Below are 24293 nucleotides of genomic sequence, written 5' to 3' on the forward strand. Positions count from 1 at the left end.
TCACAGGGAGAGAAGGCGCGCCCGGTAGTCGAGCGTGACGATCCACAGGTCGCCGTTGCGCAGCGTCCGGCTGCGCAATGGCGAGAGGCTGACCAGCCGGTAGCCGGTGCCGGTGCGCGGCGTGGCCAACACTCGCGCTTCGAGCGCGGCGGCAATCGCGGAGACCGGCACGGCGTCGTCCGATCCGTCGCGAATGGTGAACGCGAGCCGTGCTTCGCGCCCGGGCCTGTCCTTGGTGCTCCAGTCGGTTGCCAGCACATCATCCAGCAGCACATAAGGCGCCACGATCCGGGCCGGGCTGCGGTGGAACACGCCGTTCACCTGCGCCATCAGCGCCGCATCGCCCGCCAGCCAATCGATGACGGCCAGCGCAAAATCCTGTTCCAGGCTCATCGCAGCAACCTCCCCAGCCAGCGCAAAGCTGCATCGGTGAGCCAGCGGCGGCGCAACCCGCGTCCCCAAAGGTGCACGCGCCCACGATCGACGATGATGCGGATATCGGGCAGGATCACGCCGATCTCGTCACCCAGCCGTGTCGCCACGCGCTCAGCCCGGCGCGCGCCGATCCGCTCCGCCTGACGCAGCAGCACCGATCCGAAGCGCCCGATCACAGCCGTACCACGCGCCACGGCCGCCACAGTGCGCTGATCATCGCGGGCGGCGCAGCATCGCCTGTATCGCGTGCCAGATGGACATGCGCCGCGAGACGGATGATCCCCTGCCGCAACGGCTCGGGCAGATCGCCCCAGTGCGCCGCAAGCCCTGCGTCATAACGCACCTCAATGCGGCTGGCAGAGCCGGGACGCAGCACACGCACCCGGCCGCTACCATCGGCTGAAATGTCGATGGCAAAGGCATCGCTCGCCAGCGCGAACCGCTCGCCAGCAGCATTGATGCCGCTGACCGACGTGATCGCATGGACCGGGCGGGCGCCCAGCCGCTGCCAAGCGCGTGCCACCGGCAAGGTCTCGCGATATTCACGCACCAGCAGCGACTGGCCGATGAACTGTTCGCACAGGCCAGCCGCGCTGCGCAGATGCCCGGTCAGAACCGCGTCATCGCCATCGCGGGTGACATTCAGGAACGCCTTGGCCTCCGCGAGTGCCAGGGGTGCGATGGCAGCGGGTTCGCTGGTGATGCCTCCCATCAGCGTTGCTCCACCCGGACGGCAACCGACCGTTCGTCGATCTCGCCATTAGTGAGCGTGACCCGGTTGGTTAGCGCATAGCTGGCCCCGGCGCGCCCGCCCGTCAGCGTGACCACCGCGCTCAGACCATCATGGCCCGACGCGGCGATTGCCATTCCGCCCTCGTGCTGCGGCGTGACCTGCCACTGGCTGGCGGCGATCAGGTTCGCGCCCAGATAGGCGGCGCCCCAATCGACACGATAATCGATCCGGCTGTCCGGATCCTTGACGAACAGGCTCATCGGCTGCTCCTTCTGATTGGCGGGGTTTCGCGCGGGCCGGTCAGGGACGGCGCGGTGTCATGCTATGGGTTCTGGTGGCGGTGACCGCGAGGTGCTGAGGTCGAACCGTCTGTGACAAGGGCCCCAGCGCCATTGTCGCCCCCGGACGGATCGCAACACTGGCGATCGCGGCCGCGCCGATCGCGTCACGCCCCGGCATCGGGCACCGCGGCTATCATCGCTGAAAGTTCGGCCACCTGCTGCGCGAGCACGTTGATCAGGAACAGCGCGAGCTGATCGGAACGGATGCCGAACCGGTCATGCGCGCCGTCGTCGTCTTCTTCCCATACGTCGTGGCAGCACCAACCATAGCGCCGCCAGTCGAGTCCGTGCGCGGTCAGGATATCGAAGGCGTTCTGCGCGCGGACACCATGATGCAGGCGTGCGTTCTCCGGCCCCTTGGCATCGCGCGCGGCCAACCACTGAAATAGCCCGAGCTCCGCCATGATGGCACGCCCCGCCGCGATCTCACTGGCATCAAGCCCGCCGATCCAGTGCTTGTCGCGCGCATCGCTGGTGTGGATCGCGCCATCGGTGGCATAGAGCTGGGTCCAGCGGCGGTCAGCGCGCCCCAGCGACATCGCTGAATCGACTGCCGCGTGCATCACGTCCTGCCGAATGTCGAGCGTTGCGATCAGGTTGCTTGGGCCCATGCCGACATGAAGGCTGTACCCGAAATCAGAGGTCCACAGCCCTGCGGTTGCCAGGCTATCCTTCAGCAACAGGCCGCCGCCGTAGGGCCCGCCGACCATCACTGCGCCATCGAGATTGGCGTTCGGGTTGAAGCCGCTGGACACGACATGCAGCGCACCCAGCGGCGATGACGTGCCTATGCCCATGCGTCCATCGGCGGCAATGCGCGCTCGCTCGGTTCCCCCCGTGCTGATGGCGAGGCAGTCCGCTGCGGGCAAAAAGGCACCGGTATTGGTATCGGCGGCAAAGGCCAAAGCCGGGCTGGCTGCACTGCCCGGCTCCAGCGCAAGGCTGGCATGGCCGTGGCCGGCCGCCGCATAATGACCCGCTGGCTGCTTGGCATCCAGCGCGGACTGCAGCCCCGTTACATCGGCGATGGCGTGATCATGACCTGCGCGATCTTCGCGCGCGGCAAACCATTGCGCCGCGACCGTCAGCGTGACGATCTTGAGGCCGGGCGAAAAATCCACCAGCGCATCGCCATGAGACGACACCAGCACGGTGCGGTTGGCGAGCGCACCGCCGATGATCTCGCCTTCGCCAACCTCCCATTCGTGCTCATGGGTGACCCCGGCAATGCTGTAGTGAAAGCGCGCGCCCGAAGGCACCGCGTCGGCAAAGCTGCGATGGCCGGGCACTGCGCCTGCCAGCGCCAGCGACGATGACCCGGTGGCGGTGGTCGATTCGCGCACCAGATCGGCGAAGAAGAGTTGGGGCATGGCGGGCCTTTCCTGGCTGAACACGGCAGCGGGGATAACGTGGATGCCCGCGCGGCGGGGAGGACCGCGCGGGCATTTGCGCGGCACCGCTTGCAGGGCACCGGCAACGGAAGAAATCGCGCGGTCAGCTTGCGGCGAACTTCATCAGCTTGATCGCCTGCGCGTTCATCACCTGCCCGCCGATCCGCTTGGTCGCGTAAAAATGCACGAACGGCTTGTTGGTGAACGGATCGCGCAGGATCGTCGTCGCGGTGCGTTCGGCGATGAGGTACCCCGCGCGGAAGTTGCCGAATGCGATCGACAGGCTGTTGGCGGCGATATCGGGCATGTCCTCGGCCTCGACCACCGGATAGCCGAGCAGCGTGGCGGGCTGGCCTGCCGCCAGCGAGGGCTGCCACAGGAACGCACCATCATCGCTCTTCATCTTGCGGATGCGCGCCAGCGTCGACGAGTTCATCACGAAGCTCGCGCCCTGGCGATAGGCGGGGCGCAGCGCGTGGACCAGATCGACCAGCCGGTCCTCGGGCGCGCTGCTGGCAAAATTGCCGTCCGCACCCGATGCAACATATTGCAACACGCCGAACGCACGCGCGGCATCGTCCTGCGTCGTCGGCGTGCCGTTCAGGAATCCGCGCGGCTGGTTGGCGCCGGTACCAGTGATGAACGCCGCCCCCTCGGCGCGGGCGAACTCTTCGGCGATTTCGCCCGCCAGCCAGCTTTCGACATCGAAGGCGGCATCGTCGAGCATCGCCTGGCTCGCCGCCGGATTGGCATAGAGCTCGCCGCTGGGCGGGGCGATCTCGGCAAAGGCCGGCGTATCGGTCTCGGGCCGCGCAGCCGTCTCGCTGACCCAGCCCGAGGGCGTGCCGCCGGTGGTGACGAGCTTGCGATATCCCGCCGTACCGGTCTGCACGACCTGCGCGATAGCACGGATCGGTGAAATGTCGGTCAGCATCCGGGCGATCATCGCGTCGATCTCGCGCGGAACGGCATAGCCGCCATCGGGGCCGGTGGTGGCGGCAAAGCTCTTCACCCCGGTTTCCAGGCCGCGCCGCAGATACTGATCGACGAAGCTCTTGGTCTCGGGCGCCTTGGCATCACCGCCGCCCAGCGAGGGCCGCGCGCCGGTGCGGGCCAGCCGCTCGATCCGTTCGCGCATCGTCGCGCTTTCGGTGCGGATCACATCGACCTCGCCCTTCACGCCATCAAGACCGGTTTCGAGCGCAGCGATGCGCTCTTCATGCTCTTGCGCCTGCAGGATCGCATCGAACGATGCTTCCAGCGGATCGGCATCGGCCTTCAGTTCGATCGGGTTGGGGGGCATTTCCATATCTTCATCCTTCCATTCAGGGATCACACGGGGACCAGTCCCGGATTTGGGCACAAAAAGCCCCGCCGGAGCGGGGTGGAGAGAAACGGGGCTGGACGCTTCAGCGCAGCATGTGGACCTTGGCCCCCGGCATCATCGGCACGCTGACCAGGCTGACCTCGACCAGATCGAGATCGATCAGCTCGCGTGGGTGGCTGCCCATGGCCTTTCGGACGCGGTAGCCGAAGCTGAGGCCCATCACCGCGCCACTACGCAACGCCGCGAGCGCCTCGGTGGCACCATCATCGAGCGCAGCGATGACACGCAGGCCGCGCCGGTCTTCGCTTGCATGTTCGATCCGTCCGATCAGCCTGTCCGGGCGGTGCTGCCACAGCAGCGGTAGACCGCCGCCGCCCAGCGACCCGGTAAACGCCCCGCGCCGCACGATGTCACCGCCGCGATCGATCCGGTCGAACAGCGCGGCATAGCCTGCAAAGCGCACGCTCACTGGACGAGGTCGCCCACGCCCAGCTGGACCGCGAGCGCGGTCAGCACGATCGCCATGACCGCGCGGACGAATTTGTCGAAGGTCGCGCCCCAGACCCCGGCGCGCGCATCGCGCCACGTCTGCAACAGCTCGCGCAGCTGACGCAGATCTTCGCCCGCGCTCGCATCGGCCAGGCCGATCCGCGCCAATGCCCGCACCGCGCCCAGATCGCCCGCTTCCTCGACCACCGCGCGCAGCGTGGCGAGGTCTGCGCCTTCTTCCGCCGCCTGCGCAAGCAGGCTGGCGAGCATGTCTTCGCTGTCCATCATGGCTTCGATATCCCCAGCATCGCCCGCTTTTCCTCAGGCGAAAGAAAGTCTGCCGCGCCAACCTGCGCCCACAGCCGCTCGCGATCCTCGGACAGCGCAGGCACCCGGTCCTGATCGATGGCGAGCGCGGCACCCGGCCACCAGTGATCGAGCCCTTGGGTCAGCGCAGCGGTGATCTTGTCCGCGAGCGGCAGCAGCGTCAGCCGCCACAAAGCGCGGTTGGCCTCGCGATAATTGGCGTAAGTATTGTCCCCCGGCAGGCCGAGCAGCATCGGCGGGACGCCAAAGGCCAGCGCGATCTCGCGTGCGGCGTTCGATTTCAGCGCGACAAAATCCATGTCGGCGGGCGACAGCGCCATGCTCTGCCAGCTCAGGCCGCCTTCGAGCAGCATCGGTCGCCCGGCGTTGGCATGGCCCGAAAAGCTCGCCTCCAGCTCGGCCTTCAACCGGTCGAACTGGTCGGGCGAGAGCACGCCTCCGGGCTCATCGGGGCGATAGACCAGAGCGCCCGACGGCCGCGCGGCATTGTCAAGCAAGGCCTGGTTCCAGCGGCTGGCGGCGTTGTGCACCGCCACCGCGCGCGCCGCCGCGCCCAGGCACCCCAGGCCATAATGGTCGTCGGTCGGGTGGAAGGCCTTGATATGGACGATTACCGGCGCACCGTCGCCCTCGCTCGCCGCGAGCCGCGTGGAGCTGTCGCCGACACGATAGACATAGGCGGCGGGCCAGCCGCGCGCGTCGGGCTCGATCGACACACGATCGGGGCGCAATGCGAAAAGCTCCGCCGGGCGGCCATCGGCATCGCGCAAGATCTGCACATAGCCGTTGCCGTGCAGCAGCAGATGCGCCGCCAACGTCTCGAGCAAACCCTGCCCCGCGCTGGTGGTCGCGACCAGTGCGGCGATCGCGGGATCGGAGCTGGCGAGCGGTGCGCCGCCCACGCCTTCGGCCACCAGCCGCACCGCGCGCTGCGCGATGGGGTTGTCGCAATAACCTGCGCGCACCTGTTCGGGATAAGACAACGGCGGATCGGCCAGCATCACGCTCCACGGGCTGGTGTACGCGCGCGCCAAAGGCGGCCGTTCACCCCTCGCGCCTTTCAGCGCGAGTGCCAGGTCTTTCCAATATCCCATGTCAGTCCTCCAGCGATCGGATGCGCGGAGTGCCGCGCCGTCCCAGCATCAGTTCGGTCAGCGCCCAGACCAAAGCATCGGCGCGGTCGGGCGAGCGGCCGGGGCCCTGATAGTCGCCGCCCGCCATCAGGCCGCACATCTCGTCCTCCAGCCGGGCAAAGGTGCCGCAATGGATCACCCGGCCTGCCTCGTAGAGCGCCGCGATCGGCTCGGCCCGGACGGCCTTGCCACGGCTGGCGTGGACCAGCCGCACGGGCAGCGCGATGTTGGAAGCGCGCAGCACCGCGCCCACCATCTCGCCGCCCTGGTTGGCCTCGGCGATGATCCGGTCTGCGCCCCAGGCATCGGACGCCGCCGAAACCGCGCGCGCCCAGCCTTCGGGCGAGGCGCGCTCGACCGAGCAATCGGCGAGCACCGCGGCGCGGCCATCGGCCTGCAAGGCGCACACGATGATGCCGCACGCATCGCCCTGCGACCCCGCCGGGGGATCGACACCGATCACCACGCGCACGAAGCCTTCCGCGCTCCAGCGCACGCGGCAAGCCTCGATCAGGCTGCGGCTCCACAATGCGCCTTCGATATCGTCGAGCAGATCGCCATCGAGCTCCTGCCGGCCGAGCGCGGTTCCGCCATAATGCCGCTCCACCGCCGCCAGAAACGCGGGCGGCAGGTTGGCCCGGTTGGCGTGGCTGCTGCCCCGGCTGATCACGATACCATCATCGGCAAGCAGGTGGCGGACGAGGGGAACCGCGCGCGGGGTCGTCGTGGCCGTCACCTGCGGCAGCGCTCCCACCCGCAGGCCCAGTTGCAGATTGTCCCACGCCGCCATCGCGCGGCCCGAGGCATTGTCCCACTTGGCAATCTCGTCGCACCACGCATGGCTATGTTCGGGCCCGCGCAGACTTTCGGGCTCTGCTGCCGAAAACAAGGTCGCTTGCGCGCCGCCCGGCCAGCGCAGACGGCGCAGCGACGGTTCCCAGACCGGGCGCATCGCGTCGGGCGCGATGGCGAGCAGGCCGCTTGGCCCTTCCACCATCACGCTGCGCGCTTCTGCCATGTTGGCCGCGACCAATGCGATCCGCGCATCGGGCATGCTCTCGCCGATACAACGCACCCATTCGGCCCCCGCCCGCGTCTTGCCGAAGCCACGCCCAGCCATGATCAGCCAGATCCGCCAATCGCCCGGCGGCGCCATCTGCTCGGGCCGCGCCCAGAACCTCCAGTGATGCACCAGCTCGCGCGCCGCCCCATCGGACAGCCCATCGATGTAGCGCCGCATCGCCTTATCCGGCATCGCCGCCAGCCTTTCGGCCAGCGAGAGGCTGGTCACGTCGCGTCTGCCGCCGCGCCCTTGGCGGGGATAGGCGCACCGATGGCGGTGTCGAGCCGCTGGCGGATCTGTTCGAGCGTTGCGGTCATCTGTTCGCGCGCGCCCTTGGCGGCCAGCGGATCGGGCGCTGCATCACCGCGCGTCTTTTCCACGCTCGCCTTGTACGCCATCAGCAGCTTCAGTCCTTGCGCATCGTCGAACTCGGTCGCGCGCCCCATGCTGCCATCGGGCCGCTTGATCGGCTTGATCGTACCGAACCGCGCGGTCTTGAGCATGCGAAACTCCAGCTCGTCATAACCGGTGGCGATGGCCGTCTGCCATCCGTTGCTGAACGCCGGGCTGGTCGCACGCAGCCGATAGACCGCTGATCGCGAGACACCGGCACGCTTGGCCGACACCGAAACATTGGACGTTTCAGCCAGATGATCGAGAAACGCCCGCAGGCTTTCCTCCGACAGAAAATCGGACAAGGGGTTCTCCGCGCTTGTGGCGTCAGGGGCGAGAGAGCGGGCGGAGCAGATTGGCCCCAAGCGACTCGCTTCTTCTCGATGTTCCTGATTTGTACCAAAGCAGCGTCACGATGTCAACCGTCTTTAACCGTATGGGTTAATATGCCTCATCCGGGGGTGGCGGATCCTGCAGCAGGTTCAGGCGGCGCAGCGCGAGAGCGGCGAGGCGCTGGGTCTCGCTCTTGCGCCGGGCGGCCGCCAGAGGGCGGGTGGCCGCCGGCCGAATGATCTCCGCATCATAGGCATCGGCGACGATCAGACCGGTGATGTCGGGCAGAAAAGGGTCCGTTCCGGCCAGACCGGGGTCGAGCGATGGGCACAGCCCCCAATAGAAACGATCGCAATGGTCGAGATATTCGCCCCATTTCGAATCACCCAGCAGGTCAGCCCGCGACACCTTGATCTCCACGATCACGATGGCGCCGCGCGAATCGATTCCCATCAGGTCGGCGCGGCGACCATTGGGCAGAGCGACTTCGGACGCGACCCAGATCTGGTTGCGCCGGAACAGCCGCGCGATGCCGCGGGCCACTGCCGCTGCGCCGAGCGGAGGACCGGCCTGCGGAACGACACCAGCTCCCGGTAGCATCGCGGGATCAACGGGCAGAGCGTTACGGATCAGGGCGTCAGTCATGCCCGCCCTACTAATACAAAACAAGAACAAAGGGAAGGCGCCAGGCGCGCGAGAATCAGATGTCCGCGCTGTGGGTTGCCGCTGCGGCCAGTGTCGCGGCAAAAGCGTCTGTAGCTTCGGCGTGCAACAGCCTGGTCGCAGCCGCCGCCTGATGGCCCCGCACGCGCGCCTTTTCGAGCGCAACAAACCCGGCCTGCAGCGCAGCGGCAATACCATCCAGCTCGACCATCATGCGCGCGACTCGCTGCTTGTCCATCACCGCGAGGGCAGCACACAGCTCTGCATCGCGGGACAGGCCGTTGTGACCTGTGGCAGCAGCCGCACCCGCCATGCGCGCCAATGCGGCGAGGACCACGCCTATCGCATCCACCCGCGCCAGCACCTCTCCCGTCGTGTCATCGACCGTCGCAGCGGGCAGAATCGGGGTGATTGGTGAAAACATGACACTGAGTGTGACGTCACCCAGTTAACATCCACTAAAGGACCGAAACGGCCCCATGGCGTGGCGCGAAAGACACAATCTTTCACTTAAGTTGGCATTCTTGTCACTTTTCTCTTGTGCACCGCAACACGACACGGCAGCCTTACTGTCGCTGATTATGAGCACCCCGTAGATGGCGACCAGGGACGCCGGTTAAAACAGAGGGTCGCCATTGCAGCGCAGGCGGGACGAAACGCATCCAGTTGAAAGGAAAAACATGCGTACGTCCAAATTTCACCGGGGCCTTGCTGGCCTCGTTCTCCTCGCGTCGTCGGCCATTGCCAGCCCTGCCTTTGCGCAGGAAGAAGAGGCATCGCCGCCGGTCACCGTGACCGGATCGGTCGGTCTGGTATCGGATTACCGGTTCCGCGGGGTTTCGCAGTCCGACGAGGCTGTTGCCCTGCAGGGTGGCTTTACCGTCAGCCACGAATCGGGCTTCTATGCCGGCACCTGGGGATCCAACCTTGCAGGCTGGGGCACGTTTGGCGGCCCGAACCTCGAGGTCGATCTGTTCGCAGGCTATGCCACCACCGTCGGCTCGGCGGGCATCGATGTCGGCGTGACATGGTACATGTACCCCGATGGCTTCGACAACACCGACTTCTTTGAAGGCTATGCCAAGCTGAAGGGCACGGCTGGTCCGGTCTCGTTGACCGCGGCGGTCTATTATGCGCCCAAGCAGGAAGCGCTCGGCAACTTCTCGAACACGCCGTTCAGCCGTGGTCAGAAGCAGGACAACCTGTATCTTGCAGGGGACGCCAGCATCGCCATTCCTGACACCCCGATCAGCGTCACCGCGCATGTCGGCTATTCGGACGGCAACCCCGGCCTTGGCCCCAACGGAACCAGCATCGCGCCGACCGGCAAGTACTGGGATTACTCGTTCGGCGCAGCCGTGAACGTCTATGGCCCGCTGACGCTGAGCGTCACCTATGTCGACACCGACATCACTGCTGCAGAGTCGGCGTATCTTCAGCCCAATTTCAGCCGCGTCCGCAATGGCGGCGGTCAGATTGCAGATTCGACGATCGTCTTCGGCGTCACTGCCGCGTTCTGATCGACGACTGACCTGAAGTTTCCGGTTTGGGGGGCAGTGGCCGCATCCGTTCAGCACGGGTGCGGCCACAGTCTTTTGCAAGCCGCGCAAAATGGAGTAATGGCACCACGCCATGACCCGATTGCGCCTCGCCACCGTCCGTCCGCAAGAGCCGGAAATCTTTCATTCGCTCCAGGGCGAAGGCATCTCAATGGGTCGGCCGTCGGTATTCGTGCGTCTTTCGGGCTGCAATCTGGCCTGCCAGTGGTGCGACACGCCCTATACCTGGTTCTTCACTGGCCATTCGGCCCCGCATCGCGGTGCACAGACGTACGAGCGGCGCGACAACTCCGTCACGCTCGACATTGCAGACGTGGCCCGCACGATCAGCGCGTTCGATTGTCGCCATATCGTCTTTACCGGAGGCGAGCCCTTGCTGCAGCAGCCGGCGCTGGCGGCGTTGTGCGCGCTTCTGGGGCCGGACTTCCATATCGAGATCGAAAGCAACGGAACGGTCGCGCTGACATCGAGCTTTGCTCCGCATGTCGACCAACTCAACCTCTCGCCCAAGTTGCGGCACTCGGGCAATGGCGACGCTGCACGGCTGAACGAGGCTGCGCTGCAGGCATACGCCGCCGATCCGCGCGCCTGGTTCAAGTTCGTGATCGCAAGCCCCGCCGATGCCGAGGAGGTGGCAGATCTGGCTGCGCGCTTTGCGCTGCCGGCCGATCGCATCCTGCTGATGCCGGAAGGAACGAGCGCAAACGTGCTGCGCGAACGCAGCATATGGCTAGCCGCCTTGTGCCAGACCCAGGGCTGGCGTTTCACCGACCGGCTGCATATCCACCTTTACGGCGACACACGCGGCACCTGAGCCGTTCAGCGCGAGCCGTTGCCCTGGTTGCGCCAGCGGCTGATCACCCGCGCCACCATTTCAGCTTCGCCGCCGCGCTGCTTCCACAGGGTGCTGAACAGCGGATCGTCGGATGCCGGACGGCGCGCTTCGGCCAGATCGTCGAACGCCACGCGAATGGGAATGGACACGCCCTCGCCGCAGATGATGCATTCGCGGTTGCGCAGCGCAGGGATCGACTCGAGAAATCCGCGCGCGCCCTCCGGCATCGCAGAGCGCACATGCGCCTGGTCGCGATCGTTGTTGAGGCGCATGGCGATGATCGTGCCGCATTGCGAGAGCACGCCTTCGGACAGATCGGACGGCCGCTGGGTGATCAACCCCAGCGAAACGCCGTATTTGCGGCCCTCCTTGGCGATCCGGCTGAGAATGTCGCGTACCGCGCTGTGCTCGCTGATCCGGTCCGAGGGGATGTAGCGGTGCGCCTCTTCGCACACCAGCAGCACCGGCCGCACCTGTTCCTTGCGGCTCCAGATGGCAAAGTCGAAGATCATCCGGCTGAGCACCGCGACCACGGTGGACGTGATGTCGGATGGAACGCCCGATACATCGATGATCGAGATCGGCTTGCCATCGGCAGGCATGCGGAAGATCCTGGCGATGAAGTCGGGCATGTTGTCGCCCACCAGCATGCCGGAGAACATGAAGCTGTATCGCGGATCGGCCTTGATCTCCTCGATCTTGCCCTTGATCCGCAGGAACGGCGCGCTCGATGTCGCCTTGTCCAGCTTGCCCATCTCATTCTGGATATTGGCCACCAGATCGGACAGCATGTACGGGATCGGCGTATCGACCGTCACCCGCGTGGTCCCTTGCGCAGCCTTGCCCTTCAGCCGGGCGGCGAGCAGGCACTTGGCCAGAATCTCCGCATCGGTCTGGCGGTCCGCACCATGCGAGGTGAGGAACACCTCGCAATGCTCCTGGAAGTTCATCAGCCAGTACGGCATCGCCAGGTTGCCGACATCGAACAGCTCGCCATTCTGGGCAAACGCGCTGCCATATTCGCCGTGCGGATCGATCATCACGATGTGACCATCGGGCATCATGTCGCAGATGCGGTGCAGGATCAGCGCGGCAGCGGTCGATTTGCCGGTACCCGTTGATCCCAGCAGCGCGAAATGCTTGCCCAGCAGCGCATCGACATACAGCGCGCCGCGCGTGTCGCTGGTGGGATAGACCGTGCCGACCTCGATATGCGGGCGCGCATCGGCGGCATAGACCTGCTTCAGGTCTGCGCTGGTCATCGCGAAAAGCGGGGTACCGGGGACCGGGTAGCGCGTCACGCCGCGCCGGAAATTGAAGATGCGCCCGGTGAGCTTTTCCTCTTCGCCCTCGCCGAGGAAATCGATCTGGCACACGATCAGCCCGGCCTCGCGCTGGTGCATCCGCTGGGTGCGGACATTGGCGACCAGCCAGCGATTGCCCATGCGGATCTTGACCTGGCTGCCGACTTGCCCGGCCATCGACACGCTGGGATCGCTGTGATCGATCAGAGCGGTCAGGCGGCTGGAATCGAGCAGCACCTGCGAACTGGATCCGGCAATTTCAATGACTTCACCGATTCGAAGCTGCTCGGCGGGGCGCTGCACCACAAAGGGAAGTTCCGGGCGTTCTGGAGAGGCAGCGGGCCGGCGATCCTGGAAACTGCGGGGATTATGCTCGACCATCGCGCTGTGTGCTGCCTTGATTATTGCCCATGCAACGGCAGCGTTAGCGTGGACGGGTAAATTTTCCCTCTATGGCACCGCAACCGGGCTGCGGCAGCTTCAAACCTTGCGGAACAGCACGCCGCCCAGCCAGCCCAATGCCAGCGAAATCAGAACCGCGCTGACGCCATACAAGAAGGGCTGATACTCGGCCATCGCGGCGACGAACAATTCGAAGCCGAACTTGCGCACCTCGATCTCGCGCACCGCCGCCGCCAGCACCTGGCCGTCGCGGACGAGAAACGTTTCAGCGGTATAGGTGCCGGTGGGCACGCTGGCCGGGATGGAAAGCCGCGCCTGGTACAGCACGCCTTCCAGAATCTCGACGCTGCCGTCCTGCTGCTTGTACAGCCCTTCGCGCGTGTTCAGATCGACCAGGCCCGACAGGAACCGGCGCTGTTCAGCAGGGTCGATCGATCCGGCAGGCGACAGCTGCAGGTTGCTCAACCCGAATTCGTAGATCGCGGCGGTGCGCTTATCGACGATCTTTTCGATCGGGCGCGAGGACGCCACCGCATAATAGCCGGGGGCAGAGCGGAATTCGGTGCTGGCCGCATTGATCCAGATACCGGCGATCTTCTGCTTTTCGCGCAGGATGATCGACTGGGGCGGCCCCTTGAGGATCACGACGATGTCGCTGTCGCGCGACGGCGGAGTGCCGCCGGGATAGACGATCGCACCGAACAGCAGCAGTTCGGCACCGGTGAAGCCGTACTGGATCTGGATATCGCGCTGCGACACCTCGGGCACCAGCACCGGCTCGGTCGCTGCCGTCAGCAGCGAAACCGCCATCACCAGCGGCAATACGCGGAGCCACCTCATTGCAGCAGCTCGACCGTGTAGATTTCCGCAGGACGAAAGCCCAGACCGATGGCCAGCCGCAGCGCCACCAGCAGCACCAGGACCGACAGCAGCAGGCGCAGATATTCGGGCGGCAGCTTCTGCGCGAAACGCGCGCCGATCTGCGCCCCGGTGACGCTGCCGATCAGCAGCAGCACCGCCAGCACGACATCGACCGCCTTCGTCGTCAGGCTGTGCACCATGGTGGACGCCAGCGTGACGAACAGGATCTGGAACAGCGATGTCCCCACCACCACCTGCGCGCCCATGCCCAGCAGATAGAGCATTGCAGGCACCATGACGAAGCCACCGCCTACGCCCAGCAGAATGGTCAGGATGCCGGTGGCAAAGCCGAGCAGCAGCGGCGCGAGCGGCGAGATGTAGAGGCCCGAACGGTAAAAGCGCCAGCGCAGCGGAAGGTTGGCCACCAATGGGTGATGCCGCCGCTTCTTGGCCGGAAGCTTTTCGCCGCGCCGCATGGCCAGCACGCTGGTCAGGCTTTCGCGTGCCATGATGCCGCCGATCGACCCGAGCAGCAGCACATAGACGATGTTGATCACCGTATCGATCTGGCCCAGCTGCTGCAGCACGCGGAACAATGCGGCCCCGGCCAGCGTGCCGAAGATGCCGCCGACCACCAGCACGCCGCCCATCTGATAGTCCACGCCCTTGCGGCGGCTGTAGGCGATGACGCCGGAAACGCTCGATCCCGTCACCTGGGTGGAAGCCGAAGCAGCCGCGACCGTCGGCGGAATGCCGTAGAAAATCAGCAGCGGTGTGGTGAGGAACCCGCCGCCGACGCCGAACATGCCCGACAGGATGCCGACAAGCCCGCCCAGCCCGATGATGACGAGCGCGTTGACCGATAGATTCGCGATGGGAAGATAGACATCCATGTGTGCTCACAAGGCTAGCCGCTTTAGGGCATCAGCAGAAGAGGGCACGCACCCTTGCAGGTGCGCTTTGCCTTAAAAACCCGCGGATAAGGTCAATGCGGCCCCCGAAGCCGGTTGAGCGTCGCCATCGACGCGCTGCCGCCAGTCGAGCGCGAACGAAAGCGACTCCCTTTCGACAGGAACGGAAAGCGCGGCATGCGGGCCCAGATCGACCCGGTGCGTCCAGGGCTTGTGCCCCCGGGGGTCGATATTCTGCTGCCCGCCCGCCCAGACACCGCCGCCCAGCGCCATCGATGCGTCTTGCGCTTCATGGACAGGACGGGTCGCCAGCAGTTGCAGATCGAAAAACGCCTGCGGGTTGGTCAGCCCCACCACGCCAGCCTGGCCATAGCCTTCAAGCCGCAGCTTGCTGGGCCGCGCGGTCCAGGCGCCGCCAGCGACAATCATCGCGGCAAAACGATCCGGCTGGCCGCGTGCCAGCCCCAGACGGCGTTCCACTGCCAGATCGATCGGTACGCCTGGGACCGGTCGGGCTGACATGCCCAGCGCGAGGCTGCGATCGTCGATAGCTCCCAGCGCCGTGGTGGCGCGGGCATACAGCATGGGCCGGCTCAGCGTATCGGCCAGCGACATCTGCACCAGCATCCCCGCCTGACTGCCGCCATATTGCGCCGCAGGGGCGAGCGCGCTCGTGCGGTTCCGCTGGCGCAAGAGCGACCAGCCATAAAAGGACCAGCGACCGCCGCCGGGCCGCACCGTGCGCGCGCCCGGCAGCGGTGCTTGCGCCGCTGGTGGTTCGGGCAACAGCGTCAGCGGTGTATCGACCAGCAGCGATCCGATACCCTGCATCGTGCCCCCCGCCGCGCCAGGCGGCAAAATCACTGTCGCACCCGGTCCTGCGGGCATGACGAGACTTTCGACCCACAGCTGCTGATGTGCCATCGCAACATCAAACGGCAGCCCGCGCGGGGACGCCAGCACCGATGCGCCCACTGGCGCGCCCCCGTGCGCCATCGGTCGGGCAACCGGGGTCGCTGACATCGCAAGCGCCAAGGGGGAAAATTGCGCTGCTGTGCGGGGCTCCGGAACAGGACGTGAGGCCACTGTGTTCACAGGAAAGTTCGAACCTGCTTCGGGCCAGTATTGAACGATCCGCGTCAGACTCCACAGCAGCACAACCGTCGCGAGAAACACCAGAGGCTGGCCTCGCCTGCGGCCTGTCGGCCGATCGGGAGTCGCCGCGCTATCCATTTCCGCCGGTGACCAGGGCTGTCGTCGGCCGAGCATCGGCAGCAGGGTCGGGCGCAGGCGGGATATGGTGACGGGTCTTGTCCCAGTGCACCGCGCCACCTTGCAGGCTTGCGGCATAGGCAGCCAGCGCCTTTCGGGCTGCCATCACCGCGATGATGTTGCTGACCAGCGCGCGTGGCAGCGACCAGCAGGCTTGCCGCCATCCGTAATGCCAGCCGGTGCACCAGGCCCGGATCGCCAATCGCCAGGCCAGCATCGCGCCATTGACGATCAGCAGCGCACGAAACGCCGGGTCGAGCGGCGCGGGCTGATGCAGGCCGAATGCCGCCCCGATGCCCACCAGCAGCCATAGCACCAGGCCCAGGTAACCCGCCACAAGCACCACAGCAGCCAGTGCCGACCGGCGATCACGCGCACGCATCCAGATATCGGCCACACCGCTGCCCCAGCCGGTTCTGTCCCAGCCGCTGAGCGCGATGCCGATCATCCAGCGGGTCTTCTGCCGAACCGAGGCGGAAAGATCGCCCGGAAAATAGGCGCGCGTTGCCACCATGTCCCCCCGGTCGTCATACGCCCGGACAAAGCACCCGCGCCCGCCCGCCTCATGGATGCGGATGCCCAGTTCATAGTCCTCGGTCAGGCTGTCGGTGGCAAAGGGCGAGCCATCGCCGGACGCATCCGCCAGCGATTGCAGTGTCGCCCGGTCAAAGGCGCACCCCACCCCCGCGCATGGCAAGGCGACGCCCATGTGGCTGCGAACCGGCATGCCACGGGCATGCGCCTCGGCAAACTCGTCGGCATAATGCCCGCTGATCAACGGCGCTGCAGGATCGACCAGGGGGTGGACGGGGATCTGGACAAACGCATGGTCGGCCAGCAGCTTGTCATACAGCAATAGTTCGGCGGGATGCACGACATCTTCTGCATCGTGCAGAACGATAGAGCGGTACCGGAAACCGTGCGCCGTCTCGTCCTGCTGCATTGCGTGCCATATGCGGTTGAGGCAATCCGCCTTGGACGTTGGTCCGGCTATGTCCAGCGGCACGATGCGCAGCCGCTGGTCGCCGCGTGCGCCGCGCAGCGCGGCAGATTTCGTCGCGGGATCATTGGCATAGCCCCCGACATACAGCCGGTAATCATCGCCCTGCCACCGCCCGAGGCAATGCGCCACCATGTCGCCGATCACATCAGCCTCGTCCCAGGCCGGCACGAAAACGGCGTGGCGCGGCGGGCCCTGGGCGGCCTGGGATGGGCAGGCCGCAGCAACCGTCAGCCGTCGCGCATGGCCCCGTCCCCGCGCGCGCAGCCACTGCACGATCCACACAAGGTCGAGCGCAAGATCATCCAGCGCGCCGATGAAAAACCATATTCCGGCGAACAGGAGAAGTTCTGCTGCAGCAAAGTCACTCAGCGAAACAAAGGCACGCAGCAGCATGAAACAAAAGTTTCCGTCCGCCGCCTGATCCGCTGCGCCCAAGCCCTTGCCCCCCAGCAATCCATGTCCAGCTCAAGCTCATAAAGCCCAGGCCAGGCCAATACGCCCGTCTGTTGCCGCCGAACCGTTACTTTCAACAGAAATGCCTGCTTCGCGCATCTTGGTCAAAACAAATTCTGAATATTCCGAATTGCCCGAAACGGTGACCGCCAGACCGGCTCTGCGCGCCGCCCAGATGGCCAAGGCCAAGTCCGCCGCGCCATCTGTACTGGGGGAGTCACCGTCGAATTCAATGGCGGGCAATGCCAATGGTGGAGGAACTAGGCGCATCTGCCATTGCGGTTCGGCTGCCGACAACCGCTGTTCAAGCGCGCGATAGGTGGCGAGCGTGGCACCGGGCAACGGCGCGGCGCGCACCTGCGCCAGCCGCTTGTCGCGATCGACCAGCACCGCTTCGGGGGAGACACCAGCAAGGATCGCCAGCTCACGCCCGACAAGAGCAGCCGTGGCGCGCTCCTTGTTTGACTGTTCGCGCGCGGATGCCGAGGCAAGCTGTGCCGCCTCGGCGTCGCCCGCCGCAGTGCCAACGCGGAACTGATCAAGGCTGAGCTTCACCGGACGCCCCAGCGCCTCCGCGAGCTTCGCTTCGCCCAGCTGGCCTGCCTTGACGCGATACTGGGGTGTCAGCACCGTAGCGCGCACAGCCAGCGGTTCGGCTGAAAAGTCGATCTCCAGCTGATCGATCTTGGCCTGGCGCGGAAACTGGTCGGTCAGCACATCACGCGCCTGCCGCTGCGCGCGTGCTTCCCAGGCGATCTGGCTGAGCGAATAGCCCAGCGGAATGGCCAGAGCCAGCAACACGGCGGTGATCACCGCTGCCTGCAGCCCGCTCTGGCGGCTGCTCAGCTTGGGGCCAAAGCCGTAGAGCCGTGCCATGATTGCCGCAGCGATCGCGATCGTCATCAGGTTGGTCACGAACAGCAGCAGCGCGCCGAAGAATACCGTGCCGTTGAGCGTGGCAAGACCAAAGCCGACCGTGGCGAGCGGCGGCATCAGTGCGGTGGCGATGGCGACGCCGACGATTGTACCCTCGCGCCCGCGGATCATCGCATAGGCACCGGCCAGTGCGGAAAACAGTGCCACCAGCAGATCGAACAGGTTGGGCCGGGTGCGCGCCGCGATTTCCGGCGTAATGTCCTTGATCGGCGAAAAGAACACGATCAGCGCGGTGAACAATACTGCCAGCAGCACGCCGCCGGCCAGCGTCATCGCGGTACGGCGCATCTCGTTGCCGTCAACCAGCGCCATGCCGAAGCCGAGCCCGATAATGGGCCCCATCAGCGGCGAGATCAGCATCGCGCCGATAACAACGGCAGGCGATGACAGCAGCAGGCCCAGCACCGCAATACCGGCAGACATCAGGATCATGAACGCATAGCGCGGGGTCAGGCTCGCCTCGTCATCGACCTTGGCAATGACGGCCCGATGTTCGATCCCCGGTATTACCGATCCGCGCCACCAGCTGCCCAGCGGGCCAGCGACCCGCGCAGCAAGCTGGCCCAGACTCGAGCCTCCGCCACCGTCGGAAAGCGGCCTGGCGGCTGGATCAAACTGTTGAGACATGGACTTTCATCCTCAAGTTACTCGCCCGGGGGTGGACCCACCCGGGCTTTGCCGATAGACCACGGGACATAGACATGCCAGCAATCGGCAGCCATTTGCGCGGCGGAGCGTTGGGGAATACGAACCGGCGGCCCTGCCAGGTTGCAGGGCATGCCTTTGCAAGGCGCGTCTGGTCAAGCACGTTCGGGGCATCAAAACATGGGAGCGAACATGGTCGCAGCAGGGCATAGCGGCGCGGGGCAAAAATCTGCCTTGCGGAATTTTCTGAACAGCGAGGCGGCAGGGGGCATCATCCTGATCCTGTCGGCTGCGATTGCGATGATCATCGCGAACAGCCCGCTCTATGACCTCTACCATCATGTCCTGCACGATATCGAAGGCCCGGTGCTGACCGCCAAGCTGGGCCCGATGACCCCGCATCTGTGGATCAACGACGGGTTGATGGTCATCTTTTTCCTGTACGTCGGGCTGGAGATCAAGCGCGAGCTGGTCGACGGTCGCCTCTCGACCTGGGACAAGCGCCGCCTGCCGGTGATCGCGGCAGCGGCAGGCATGGCCCTGCCCGCCATCCTCTATCTGGTGGAAACGGGCTTCGATCCCGCGCTGATCAACGGCTGGGCGATCCCTGCGGCCACCGATATCGCGTTTGCGATGGGCGTGCTCGCGCTGCTGGGCAAGCGCGCGCCGACATCGCTCAAGCTGTTTCTTGTCACCGTCGCAATCGTCGATGACATGGGCGCCGTGACGATTATCGCCCTGTTCTACACCGAAGGGCTGGCGCCCGCGTGGCTGGGTCTGGCAGCCGTGGTGATGGCGGCCATGTACGGGCTCAACCGCGCCCGCGTGATGAACCTGATCCCTTATCTGATCCTGACCGTGCTCCTGTGGTATGCCATCCTGCAATCGGGCGTCCACGCCACCATTGCCGGCGTGCTGGCTGCGTTCATGATCCCCATCATCAAGACGCCTGGCACCCCTGACGCTGCAGACAGCCCGCTGCACCGGCTGGAACACGGCATTTCGCCCTGGAGTTCGTTCCTGATCATTCCGCTGTTCGGTTTCGCCAATGCTGGCGTTTCCCTGCAGGGTCTGGGGATGGACGAGGTCTTCGCGCCGGTGCCGCTTGGCATTGCCGCAGGGCTTTTCTTCGGCAAGCAGATCGGCATCTTCGGCAGCGTGTGGCTGTCGGTGAAGCTGGGCATTGCCAGCAAGCTGCGCGGCGCCACCTGGTTGCAGATCTATGCGGTCGCAGCGCTGTGCGGCATCGGCTTTACCATGAGCCTGTTCATCGGCGCGCTCGCTTTCCCGGGCAACGCGCTGCTGATCGACGAGGCCAAGATCGGCGTAATCATGGGCTCGGTCGCCTCGGCTCTGCTAGGCTATACCATCCTGCGCGTCTGCCCGTTGCACCCGCAGCACGAGCGCGAAGAGCGTGAACAGGCCGAAGAAGTCGGCGCCGATGGCGATGTCGAGAGCCTGGAAGACGACGAGGACGAAGACGAAGGCAAGGTGCCCGCATGATCCCGTTCGCCCGCTTCGGTCTCCTGGCATTGGTCCTGGCCTGCGCTGCTTGCGTGCAAAAGCCCGCGCCTCAAACTGCAGCGCCTGCCGATCCGCTGAACGACATCGCGCGGCAATATGTGCTGCTGTCGCTGGAGATCGGCACGCACGAGGATGGCTATATCGATGCTTATTACGGGCCCGCCGAGTGGAAGAAGGCGGCAGAGGCCGCACCGCGCGCGTTGCCTGCGCTCGCTCAGGCGGTCGAAACGCTCGATGCCAGCCTGGCCGCGATCGACGTCTCGGGCCGCGAAACGCTGGAGCAGCGGCGCGCGACATTCCTGCGCGCCCAGCTTAACGCTGCGCGGACCCGGTTGAAGATGCTCCGCGGCGAAAAGCTCAGCTTCCGGCAGGAATCGCTCGGCCTGTTCGGCGCGACGCCGGAGATCAAGCCGCTGGAAAGCTATGACCCGGTGCTGGCCGAAATCGAGACCTTGCTGCCCGGCACTGGCACGCTGGCCGAGCGGGTCGATGGCTTTCAGGAACGTTTCGTCATCCCCGCCGACCGGCTGAAACCGGTGTTCGAACGCGCGATTGCCGAATGCCGCGCGCGCACTGCTACGCACATTGCGCTGCCAAGGGGCGAAAGCTTCCGCATGGAGTTCGTCACCGGCAAGCCGTGGAGCGGCTACAATTACTATCAGGGCAATCTTGCCAGCCTCATTCAGATCAATACCGATCTGCCGATCCGCATCAGCCGCGCGGTCGATCTGGGCTGTCACGAAGGCTATCCCGGCCACCACGCACTCAACTATCTGCTCGAACAGCGACTGATGCGTGGCCGTGGCTGGATGGAATACAGCGTCTACCCGCTCTACAGCCCGCAATCGCTCATCGCCGAGGGTTCAGCGAATTACGGCATCGATCTGGCATTTCCGGGGGACGAGAAGCTGGCTTTCGAAATGCGCGAACTCTATCCGCTCGCCGGGCTGGCGACCACCGACGCGGCACGCCTCGTTCAGCTGCAAAAGGCGCTATCAGGGCTCCGCGGTGCACGCTTTACTATCGCACAGATGTATCTCGACGGGCAGATCGATCGTGATCGCGCCATCGCGCTGACCCAGAAATACCAGCTGATGAGCGCGGCGCGTGCCAGGCAGTCGATCGGCTTTACCGACACCTATCGCAGCTATGTGATCAACTACGGGCTGGGCCAGGACATGGTTGAGGCGTATGTCGAAGCTGCCGGGCCCGATGCCAAGGCGCGCTGGGCGGCGATGGAGCGGGTGATCAGCGAGCCGACGCTGCCTGCGGACCTGGCTGTCCGCTAAACCCGATCAGCTGGCAAACAGCATCGCGTCGTCGGCGAACGCCTTGAATTCCAGCGCATTGCCCGCCGGATCGTGAAAGAACATCGTCGCCTGCTCGCCCACCTGGCCAGCAAAGCGGATATGCGGCTCGATGACAAAGGATGTGCCCGCCGCCTTGAGCCGATCGGCCAGCGCCTGCCAGTCGGGCATCGTCAGCACCACGCCGAAATGCGGCACCGGCACGTCATGCCCGTCAACCGGGTTGTGGTGCGCGCGGTTCGCCCTGGCCGCAGGATCAAGATGCGCGACGATCTGATGCCCGAACAGGTCGAAATCGATCCAGTGATCGGACGACCGCCCCTCGCCGCAACCCAGCACGTCGCGATAGAAGTGCCGCGCCGCTGACAGGTCATCGACCGGAAAGGCCAGGTGGAACGGACGGATGGTCATGCAGCCGACGCCTCGATCAGAAACCGGTCAGCGCAGCGCCCAGCCCGGTCGTCACCACGTTGATGACGATGGGCTTGCCCTCCAGGTCGAGGAAGACCAGCTCCAGCTTGTTCGCCTTTTTCAGGTGATCGACATCGGCGGGAAGCAGCGGCTTTTCACCGATGCAGCCTTCGGGCAGGCAGCGGCTGAACACGATCTTGTCGATCGCCTTGGCCTTGTCGCCGTCCACCTGCATCAGCGCCCCGGTATCCAGACGAACGCCCAGCGGCACCTTGACCAGCAGACCTGTCTTGCCCGTTGTCTTCTGCCGCGCGACAGCAACACGGATCACTTCCTTGCCATTGGCCTCGTCGATCAGCGACTGGACGGCATCGCAGATTTCCTGCTCGCCAGTGCCCTTGCAGCCCGCGGTCCAGGGCTTGGCGCCATCCGGACCCATTTTCGGCGTGATCGCCGGAGCAGCAGCAGGCGCGGCAGGCGTGGCGGGCTTGGCCGTCTGCGCTGCAAGCGGGGCAGATGCCATCGCGACAAGAGTCACAAACATCGAACGGAACACGAGGGACATCAGGCAGACACTTTCTTTACGGGCTAGGCTGACTTTATGGTGCAGGCTTGGTTTCACGGGGTTGGCTGAAAGGTCCACAAGGGACCCGGCGCGCTGTTGCACAGGCTGATATACGCGCAGCCAGTCCGCTGTCCATCGCCCTGAGACGGGTCGCGATCCTCGCCACCGGTCGCCGGTCGTGATTCGGGCGCTACCAGCACCGGCAACGGCGCGGCGAGGCCCTGCAACAGCTGCATCGGCGAGAGAGTCTCGGGCGATACCGGCACGTTGACCGCACCCTGAGCCGGCAGGGTTGTGACAGGCGTCGCAGCGACGGGCTGGGCCGGGATCGCCCCAGGCGCAGGCTCCGTCGCTGTGCCGGCAGGCGGGTTGGCCACCGGCGCTGTGCTTCCACCGGCGGGCGGAGCAGGCGGAGGCGGCACGAAGATGATCACCGGCGGATTGCCGCCACCGCCCGTGGCAGGCGGATCCTCCGCCGGTGGCGGCGTGGCGGGCAGGACCGTCATCACTCCAGGGCGATAGGTGATCTGGTAATTGCGCGCCGTGCCGCGCGAGGCGTTGATGATGTACTGGCCGGGCCCGGCACTGCCGCCGCCCGATGAGCGCAGCACCAGCCCGGTCACGACATCGGGGGTATCGCCCGCACGCAACCCGGCATAGCTGACGGTCAGCACCGGATCAGCGCTGCCTTGCGTCATCGTCAGATTGTTGGCGGTGACCAGCAGCCGCGCCTGGGTGATCGTGAGGCGACCGGGGACATAGCTGAAGTCATAGTTCAGCGCCGACGCACCCGATGCGGTGATGGCATAATTGCCGACATCGGACCCGATCAGTGCGGGGGTGCCAAAGGTGAGGCCCGTGACCACGCTGGCATTGTCGCCATTACGGAAACCGGTGATCCGGGCGGTGAACGCAGGATTCTCCAGGCCGTATTCGCGCGTGGCATTGTCCACCCGCACCTGCAGCATCGCCTTGGTGATGGTCATCATGCCCGGCTGATAATCGAACCGGTAATTCGCCGCATTCGCACCCGATCCGGTGATCAGATAGCTGCCGACATCGGTGCGGGCATTCGCCCCGGTGCGCAGCCTCAAGCCGGTGACCACCGTCGGGTCCTCGCCATTGCGGAAGCCGGTGATGCTGGCGGTGAGCGCCGGGTTGGCGGCGCCGTACACGCGAGTCTTGTCATCGATCGCCACGGTGAGAGTCGCCGGCGTGATCGCCAGCGTGCCCGGCACATAGCTGAAGTCGTAATTGAGCGCACTGCCGCCGGACACACCGATCGCATAGCTGCCGACACCCGATGCCTGGGTCGCGCTGGTGGCCAGCACCAGCCCGCTGACGACCGATGCGGTATCACCATTGCGCAGCCCGGTGATCGTGCTTGTCAGCGCCGGATTGGCGAGGCCGTATTCGCGCCCCTTGTTGTCCGCCGTGACCGTCAGCAATGCCTTGGTGATCGTGAGCGTGCCAGGGACATAGGCGAAGTCGTAGTTGGTTGCCGCCGCGCCCGAGGCGGTGATGGCAAATGTTCCAACGTTCGAGGCCGCCGTTGCAGCAGAGCCGTACACCAGCCCGCTGACGACGCTCGACGTATCGCCGTTGCGCAAGCCGCTGACCGTGCCAGTGAAGGTCGGGTTGGCGAGGCCGTACTCGCGGCTGGCGTTGTCTGCGGTC

26 protein-coding genes are annotated in these 24293 nt (G+C 65.6%); 4 read left to right on the forward strand and 22 right to left on the reverse strand.

Annotation, left to right across the window (positions count from 1 at the left end):
* The 13 genes from D618_RS0115565 to D618_RS0115625 form a co-directional block, all read right to left on the reverse strand.
* Positions 1-393: a DUF3168 domain-containing protein gene (locus D618_RS0115565; protein WP_017672463.1), complete on the reverse strand. Its 393-nt coding sequence runs from the start codon at positions 391-393 to the stop codon at positions 1-3.
* Positions 390-629, reverse strand: coding sequence for a hypothetical protein (locus D618_RS0115570; protein WP_152414782.1), 240 nt, complete (start codon positions 627-629; stop codon positions 390-392). The genes D618_RS0115565 and D618_RS0115570 overlap by 4 nt, the downstream gene beginning before the upstream one ends.
* The gene (locus tag D618_RS0115575; RefSeq protein ID WP_017672465.1) at positions 608-1147 is read right to left on the reverse strand and encodes a phage head-tail connector protein; all 540 of its coding nucleotides are present in this window, start codon (positions 1145-1147) and stop codon (positions 608-610) included. Before D618_RS0115575 ends, D618_RS0115570 begins: the two co-directional genes overlap by 22 nt.
* Positions 1147-1428, reverse strand: a complete 282-nt coding sequence (locus tag D618_RS0115580) for a hypothetical protein (protein ID WP_017672466.1) — start codon at positions 1426-1428, stop codon at positions 1147-1149. The genes D618_RS0115575 and D618_RS0115580 overlap by 1 nt, the downstream gene beginning before the upstream one ends.
* A gap of 185 nt (positions 1429-1613) precedes the next feature.
* On the reverse strand, positions 1614-2879 hold the full coding sequence (locus D618_RS0115585) for a tail fiber domain-containing protein (RefSeq protein WP_017672467.1): 1266 nt from the start codon (positions 2877-2879) through the stop codon (positions 1614-1616).
* A gap of 124 nt (positions 2880-3003) precedes the next feature.
* Positions 3004-4209 (reverse strand): phage major capsid protein, encoded by a 1206-nt coding sequence (locus D618_RS0115590; RefSeq protein WP_051041406.1) that lies wholly within the window; start codon positions 4207-4209, stop codon positions 3004-3006.
* Positions 4210-4309: 100 nt separating this feature from the next.
* On the reverse strand, positions 4310-4696 hold the full coding sequence (locus tag D618_RS0115595; RefSeq protein ID WP_017672469.1) for an HK97 family phage prohead protease: 387 nt from the start codon (positions 4694-4696) through the stop codon (positions 4310-4312).
* Complete coding sequence (locus D618_RS0115600) at positions 4693-5004, reverse strand: DUF6127 family protein (RefSeq protein ID WP_343207539.1); 312 nt, start codon at positions 5002-5004, stop codon at positions 4693-4695. The genes D618_RS0115595 and D618_RS0115600 overlap by 4 nt, the downstream gene beginning before the upstream one ends.
* Positions 5001-6137, reverse strand: coding sequence for a phage portal protein (locus D618_RS0115605; RefSeq protein WP_026091756.1), 1137 nt, complete (start codon positions 6135-6137; stop codon positions 5001-5003). The genes D618_RS0115600 and D618_RS0115605 overlap by 4 nt, the downstream gene beginning before the upstream one ends.
* Before the next feature lies 1 nt (position 6138).
* Positions 6139-7416, reverse strand: coding sequence for a terminase family protein (locus D618_RS0115610; RefSeq protein ID WP_238550700.1), 1278 nt, complete (start codon positions 7414-7416; stop codon positions 6139-6141).
* 47 nt (positions 7417-7463) lie between these two features.
* A complete protein-coding gene (locus D618_RS0115615; protein ID WP_017672473.1) occupies positions 7464-7937 on the reverse strand; it encodes a hypothetical protein in 474 nt (157 codons plus the stop codon).
* A 136-nt stretch (positions 7938-8073) separates the two neighbouring features.
* Positions 8074-8565 carry an MmcB family DNA repair protein gene (locus tag D618_RS0115620; RefSeq protein WP_040370933.1) on the reverse strand — a complete coding sequence of 164 codons (492 nt, stop codon included), beginning with the start codon at positions 8563-8565 and terminating at the stop codon, positions 8074-8076.
* A gap of 100 nt (positions 8566-8665) precedes the next feature.
* Positions 8666-9052: a hypothetical protein gene (locus D618_RS0115625; RefSeq protein WP_017672475.1), complete on the reverse strand. Its 387-nt coding sequence runs from the start codon at positions 9050-9052 to the stop codon at positions 8666-8668.
* A 256-nt stretch (positions 9053-9308) separates the two neighbouring features.
* Here D618_RS0115625 and D618_RS0115630 point away from each other — a divergent pair, with 256 nt between their 5' ends.
* Together D618_RS0115630 and D618_RS0115635 are read left to right on the forward strand one after the other, a co-directional pair.
* Complete coding sequence (locus tag D618_RS0115630) at positions 9309-10148, forward strand: TorF family putative porin (RefSeq protein WP_017672476.1); 840 nt, start codon at positions 9309-9311, stop codon at positions 10146-10148.
* Between the two features lie 112 nt (positions 10149-10260).
* A complete protein-coding gene (locus D618_RS0115635) occupies positions 10261-11001 on the forward strand; it encodes a 7-carboxy-7-deazaguanine synthase QueE (RefSeq protein ID WP_017672477.1) in 741 nt (246 codons plus the stop codon).
* A gap of 5 nt (positions 11002-11006) precedes the next feature.
* Here D618_RS0115635 and D618_RS0115640 read toward each other — a convergent pair whose 3' ends face one another.
* The 6 genes from D618_RS0115640 to D618_RS0115665 form a co-directional block, all read right to left on the reverse strand.
* Complete coding sequence (locus D618_RS0115640; RefSeq protein WP_017672478.1) at positions 11007-12707, reverse strand: ATP-binding protein; 1701 nt, start codon at positions 12705-12707, stop codon at positions 11007-11009.
* Positions 12708-12806: 99 nt separating this feature from the next.
* The gene (locus tag D618_RS0115645; protein WP_017672479.1) at positions 12807-13568 is read right to left on the reverse strand and encodes a TIGR02186 family protein; all 762 of its coding nucleotides are present in this window, start codon (positions 13566-13568) and stop codon (positions 12807-12809) included.
* A complete protein-coding gene (locus D618_RS0115650; RefSeq protein WP_017672480.1) occupies positions 13565-14482 on the reverse strand; it encodes a sulfite exporter TauE/SafE family protein in 918 nt (305 codons plus the stop codon). The genes D618_RS0115645 and D618_RS0115650 overlap by 4 nt, the downstream gene beginning before the upstream one ends.
* A 72-nt stretch (positions 14483-14554) precedes the next feature.
* Positions 14555-15496: a hypothetical protein gene (locus D618_RS18655; protein WP_017672481.1), complete on the reverse strand. Its 942-nt coding sequence runs from the start codon at positions 15494-15496 to the stop codon at positions 14555-14557.
* Between the two features lie 229 nt (positions 15497-15725).
* Positions 15726-17168 (reverse strand): glycosyl transferase family protein, encoded by a 1443-nt coding sequence (locus D618_RS0115660; RefSeq protein ID WP_040370936.1) that lies wholly within the window; start codon positions 17166-17168, stop codon positions 15726-15728.
* Positions 17169-17246: 78 nt separating this feature from the next.
* A complete protein-coding gene (locus D618_RS0115665; RefSeq protein WP_017672483.1) occupies positions 17247-18791 on the reverse strand; it encodes a DUF389 domain-containing protein in 1545 nt (514 codons plus the stop codon).
* Positions 18792-19001: 210 nt separating this feature from the next.
* Here D618_RS0115665 and nhaA point away from each other — a divergent pair, with 210 nt between their 5' ends.
* Positions 19002-20312 carry a Na+/H+ antiporter NhaA gene (gene nhaA, locus D618_RS0115670; RefSeq protein ID WP_017672484.1) on the forward strand — a complete coding sequence of 437 codons (1311 nt, stop codon included), beginning with the start codon at positions 19002-19004 and terminating at the stop codon, positions 20310-20312.
* Entirely contained in the window at positions 20309-21622 is a 1314-nt protein-coding gene (locus D618_RS0115675) for a hypothetical protein (RefSeq protein ID WP_017672485.1), read from the forward strand. Before nhaA ends, D618_RS0115675 begins: the two co-directional genes overlap by 4 nt.
* A 6-nt stretch (positions 21623-21628) precedes the next feature.
* Here D618_RS0115675 and D618_RS0115680 read toward each other — a convergent pair whose 3' ends face one another.
* From D618_RS0115680 to D618_RS19920, 3 genes are all read right to left on the reverse strand, one after another.
* The gene (locus D618_RS0115680) at positions 21629-22051 is read right to left on the reverse strand and encodes a VOC family protein (protein WP_017672486.1); all 423 of its coding nucleotides are present in this window, start codon (positions 22049-22051) and stop codon (positions 21629-21631) included.
* Positions 22052-22067: 16 nt separating this feature from the next.
* Complete coding sequence (locus tag D618_RS0115685; RefSeq protein ID WP_026091759.1) at positions 22068-22616, reverse strand: invasion associated locus B family protein; 549 nt, start codon at positions 22614-22616, stop codon at positions 22068-22070.
* A 53-nt stretch (positions 22617-22669) separates the two neighbouring features.
* A partial coding sequence (locus tag D618_RS19920; RefSeq protein WP_026091760.1) for an MBG domain-containing protein occupies positions 22670-24293 on the reverse strand: 1624 nt, incomplete at its 5' end.

This window comes from Blastomonas sp. AAP53 (genome assembly GCF_000331245.1).
Classification (GTDB): Bacteria; Pseudomonadota; Alphaproteobacteria; order Sphingomonadales; family Sphingomonadaceae; genus Blastomonas.